2 protein-coding genes are annotated in these 4682 nt (G+C 73.6%); both read right to left on the bottom strand.

What is annotated here, in order from left to right; all coding sequences use genetic code 11:
• Positions 1-38 precede the first annotated feature (38 nt).
• Positions 39-968: a hypothetical protein gene (locus tag ACFWGJ_RS41950; protein ID WP_387334213.1), complete on the bottom strand. Its 930-nt coding sequence runs from the start codon at positions 966-968 to the stop codon at positions 39-41.
• Positions 969-1171: 203 nt separating this feature from the next.
• A complete protein-coding gene (locus tag ACFWGJ_RS41945; protein WP_387334212.1) occupies positions 1172-4357 on the bottom strand; it encodes a sacsin N-terminal ATP-binding-like domain-containing protein in 3186 nt (1061 codons plus the stop codon).
• Positions 4358-4682: the final 325 nt, after the last annotated feature.

Below are 4682 nucleotides of genomic sequence, written 5' to 3'. Positions count from 1 at the left end.
GTGGTTGGCGTGGGGCCGTCGGAATGGGGCGCGGAAGGTTACTTCACGTCCACGAAGTCACCCGCGGCCTTGACCGCCGGAGTGGTCGACGTACCCGCGAAGTTGTACCGGAAGTACCCGTCGGACGCAGCCTTGACCGTGGTCTTCAGCGCACCCTTCGTGCCGGACTTGACGGTCTTGACGTCCACGTACGTGGACGTGCCCTTCTTCTTGAACTGGAGCTTCACCGACTGCACGGTGTACCCCGCGTACTTGTTCGTCTCCCAGTTCGCCCGCGTCAGCGCACCGGTGACCGTGATGGTCTTGCCCTTCTTCACGGGCTCCGGCGACGCGTTAACGGTCAGCTTGGAGTACCGCTGCAGCTTCGTGCTGCCGACCTTCGCCTGCTCGGCGACACCGACCTTGGTGATGTCGAAGTCGATGGCGGACGGGTCCTCGCCGTTGAAGGCGACGGCGTAGGCGTTCGCCGACCACGCACCGGCGTCGGAGTTGAACAGCTCACCCTCGCCCGGGTAGGCGTCGATGGTGCCCTTGCAGGTGGCGACGGTGGTGGAGACCGCCGTGCAGGTCGGCAGCAGGTCACCGAACAGGTAGTTGTCCGGCTCCGTGTACGAACCCTTGTAGATCTCCAGGTCGACGATGAAGTCGTCGGCGGTGATGTCCACGTCGGCGCCGTGCTTCAGCGTGAACGTCGTCGGGACGCTGACCTTCTTGGTGGTGCCGGCCACGATGGCCTTGCCACTGTTGATCTTGACGTTCGAGATGCTCGCGTCGAGCGCGTACGGCGCGTCGGCCGCCGCGGCGGCGACACGGGAGCCGGACTTGGCGGCAGCGGCGTGAGCGGCGTCGAGCACCTTCGCGGTGTCCTCGCGCGAGATCGCGGAGCCGTCCGCCTGCGCGGCGGGCACGGCGAAGGCGGAAAGAGCCAGGGCGCCGGTGACGGCGGCCACGGTGGCACGTATACGCATGCGTTCCCCTGATGGAGAAAGGGGCCCCGACGGTAGGTCTGCACGTTGGGGCCCGAGTGATCGAGAGTCTGTTGACTCAGGTGATCAGATTCGGGACGGGGGTGAATGGTTGTACGGGTGGTGAAGGTTTTGCGAACTCGTGATCAAGAACGCCCCTTCACCCCCCGCCCCGGACTCCCGTGCTCGGTCGCATTCGGGCGAACTCAGTCGAACCAGCGGTCCCGCGCCAGTTCCTCCGTCCTCGACGGGTCCTCAAGGAGGGCGGCGACCTCGAAGCGGCGGGGCCACTGCCCGGCCGCCCACGCGAGTCCGGCGGCCACACCCTCCAGGGTGGACGCGTGCAGCACCCCGTCGCGGGTGCGGCGCCAGTCGAGTTCGGTGCCGTCGACGACCAGTTCCTCGTGCTCGACGTAGGTCGCGGGGGTCGAGGGGCCCAGCAGGACCCGTACGGACTCCGGTACGTCGTGTTCCGTGCCCTCGCTGGTCACCTCGCCGGTGACGGACTCGCTCAGCCGCCGGACCTGGAACAGCTCGGCGAGGTCGGCGGCGCGCGCGGGCCGTACCGGGAGCAGGGGCGTGCCCGCGGTGAAGGGCAGCAGGTCGGGCGAGTCGACGACCACGGCGTCGGCCGCGTCCACGACCCGCACCTCGCCGTCGACCACGGCCCGCAGCTCGTCCGGCAGGGTCACCTGCTCGGGGTCGAGGTCGGCCAGCGCGCCGTACAGGGCGTGCAGCTGGGACGCGGAGACCTCGCGGTCGGGGTCGGCGAGCCGGTCGAGCAGTTCGGCGCCGCCGCCCGGTTCGGCGAGCAGCGCGGCCACGGACGTACGGACGCCGAGGGCCCGCAGCACCTGCTCGTCGTCGAAACCGGCCGCGTCGGCGGCGTCGTACAGGCCGTGCAGGAGCGGGTCGCCGCCCTCGGCGCGCAGGCCGGCCGGGCGGCGGCCGTCGAGGACGGGGTGCCCGCGCAGCCACCAGGCGGTGTACGAGCGGATGATCTCGTGCGTGCCGTCCGGCAGCAGGACGCGGACCGGCTGGGTGACGGCGTCCCGCAGCGGCGGGCGGGAGAGCAGGGCCAGGGCCTCGGGCCAGCGGTCGTCGTCCACGAGGTCGAGGTCGCGCACGGCCACGATCTCCGTCGCGACGGGCGGCACCGGGGAGTCCGGCAGCCCGTCCAGGGCGTCCTCGCACCACACGTCCACGGCGTCGAGCAGTCCGGCGTCGTCGGGTTCGGCGAAGTCGCCGTCCTTCGGCTCCAGTTCGTCGGGGTCGAGGACGACGTCCGTGGCGCGTACGAGGGTGAAGTTCGCGAGGACACCGCAGGCGGCGAGGGGCTGTTCGCCCCAGCGTTCGGCCAGTTCGGGGTCGACGGAGGCGAGTTCGTCCTCGCGCATCACCTGGGCGAAGGGGCTGCCGGGCAGGACGAGTTCGCCGGCCGGGACGAGTTCGCCCTCGTCGTCGGGGAGCGCGAGGGCGCCGAGCCAGGGTTCGTCGCCGGGTTCGAGGTCGGCGTCCCGGACGAGCGCGAGGACGGTGTCGGCCAGCTCCTCGGCGTCGGGCGTGGTGTCGTCGTCCCAGGCGCCCCGGTCGTCGTCGAGGGAACCGGCGACGGCCGCGCGGACCTGCGGGGTGGTCAGGACGGCCCGCGCGGTGGCGGGCAGGGCGCCCAGCTTCTCCAGGAGCGGATGGACGGCGTCCGGGTGGGCGACCTTGAGCCCGAGCCGGGCGAGCGCGTCGGGCGCGGCCTGGGCGCCGTCGGCGGTGGGCAGCAGGACCTGGCGGGGGCCGATCGTCGTCCGCCCTCCCCCAGAGCCAAAAGCCTGGGAGGTGCCCCCAGCCAGCGGCACCGGCAGCCCCGAGAGGCGGTCCGGGTCGACCCCGGCGAGGCTGTCGTACAGACGCCGCCACCACTCGGGGGCCTTCTCCAGGCCCGCGAGCCGGTCGACCGCCTCGGCCAGCGGGACCCGCGCGACCCCCAGGATGCGCAGTTCCGCCCGGCGTTCGAGCCCGGCGGGCAGCAGGCTGGGCAGCACCTCCGCCAGGACCCGTACGGTGTCGGCGCCCGCCCCCTCCACCACCTCGGCGTCGCGGGGACGCAGGGCCTCGGGCAGACCGGAGTCGGCGTCCTCGTCGGCGTCACCGCTCCCGGCGGTCGGTTCGACCGCGGGCGGCAGGAAGGCGGTGCGCGGCAGCCGTTCGAGGATCGCCTGCCGCAGAGCCCCGTCCAGCTCGCCCTTGCCGAGCGGGCCGGGCACCAGGTCGATGATCCCCGCGGTCACGGGACGCCAGGCGGCGAGCAGTTCGACGTACGCCTCCGCCGCGCGCTGCACCAGGAAGTCGGTCAGCGGACCGGGGGCCGCGTGGCGGCGCGTGGTGTCGAGCGGCAGCGAGGCGATGAGCAGCGCGGGCACACCGAGGGGTTCGTCGCTGGGGGTGGGCGCGTGCACGACGGGGCCGGTGCGGGGGCGGCCCGGGGTGCCGTCGGCGTCGACCGGGACGGCCCAGGTGACCGACCAGTGGGGGCGCAGACGCTCCTCGACGGGCCGGTCGGCGAGCAGGGCGGGCTCCAGCGACCCGTGCGCGGAGACGGTGCGCCAGCGGGTCGTACCGTCGCGCGAGTCCTCGACGACCACGACGCCGCCGCCGTCCTCGGTACGCCGCCGGATCGTCCGTACGCCGCCGTCGCCACTCTCGACGACGACCTCCGCCAGACCGGGCAGGGCCAGCAGCAGGGCGTCGTCCACGCCGTCGAGCAGCCGCTCCGCGAGCGCTACGGCGGCGGGGTCCCGCAACGGCAGGACGACGACACTGTCGTACGGGTCCGGCGCGGAGCCCTCGGCCGCGAACGGCAGCCGCAGCAGGGGTACGTGGCCGTCGCGGCGGCGCACTTCGTCACCGAGGCCGGGGCTGTGACGGGCGATGTCGGTGGCGAGGTCGCGGGCCTCGGCGAGGGACCAGCGGACACCGCCGTGCCGGCCCAGCAGGGCGGGTTCGTCGGTGACCGCGAGGACGGCAGCGAAGCCGACGCCGAAGCGGCCGACCGCGCTGTCGCTGTCGTCGCGCTTGGCGGAGGCGCGCAGGGTGGAGAGGGATTCGACGCCGGTGGCGTCCAGGGGGGCGCCGGTGTTGGCGGCGGCGAGGACCCCGTCGCGCAGGGTGAGGCGCAGGCGGCCGGGGACGCCCGCGCGGGAGGCGGCGTCGGCGGCGTTCTGGGCGAGCTCCACGACGAGGCGGTCGCGGTAGCCGCCGAGGACGAGGTCCTCCTCGGAGTTGGCGTCCTCGCGGAACCGTGCCGGGCTGGTCGCCCAGGCGTCCAGCACCCCGCGTCGCAGCCGGGCCGTCCCGAACGGATCCGCGCCCTCGGCAGCCGGCCGCACGAAGTTGCTCACGCTTGACACTCCCTCATCGTCGTACGCCCGCGCGCATCGGCCGGCCGCGGCAAGAAGGTACCGCGCGGGTCCCTTGGCAGGGGGCCAGGGTTGGAAGGGGTGGCTCCGCCGGGGGGGGTGGGTGCGGGCCGGTGGGGGCTGGCCGCGCCGTTCCCCGCGCCCCTAAAAGCCAAAAGACTGCGCAGTTCCCCGCGCCCCTTAGGGGTGGCTGCGCCCGGCTGTGACGTGCGGGTCGTGCGTGGCTGGTCGCGCAGTTCCCCGCGCCCCTGAAAGATTGCGCCGTTCCCCGCGCCCCTGGAGCTGGGGCGCAGCCCCGCTTTAAGGG

It is taken from the genome of Streptomyces sp. NPDC060205 (assembly GCF_042728395.1).
GTDB lineage: Bacteria > Actinomycetota > Actinomycetes > Streptomycetales > Streptomycetaceae > Streptomyces.
Note: the sequence above shows the minus strand (reverse complement) of the source record. Positions and strands in the feature narration are given on the sequence as shown.

What these genes read in the sequence shown, in the direction of transcription:
- ACFWGJ_RS41950 (WP_387334213.1), bottom strand. Translation starts at nt 968, where the DNA reads ATGCGTATACGTGCCACCGTGGCCGCCGTCACCGGCGCCCTGGCTCTT.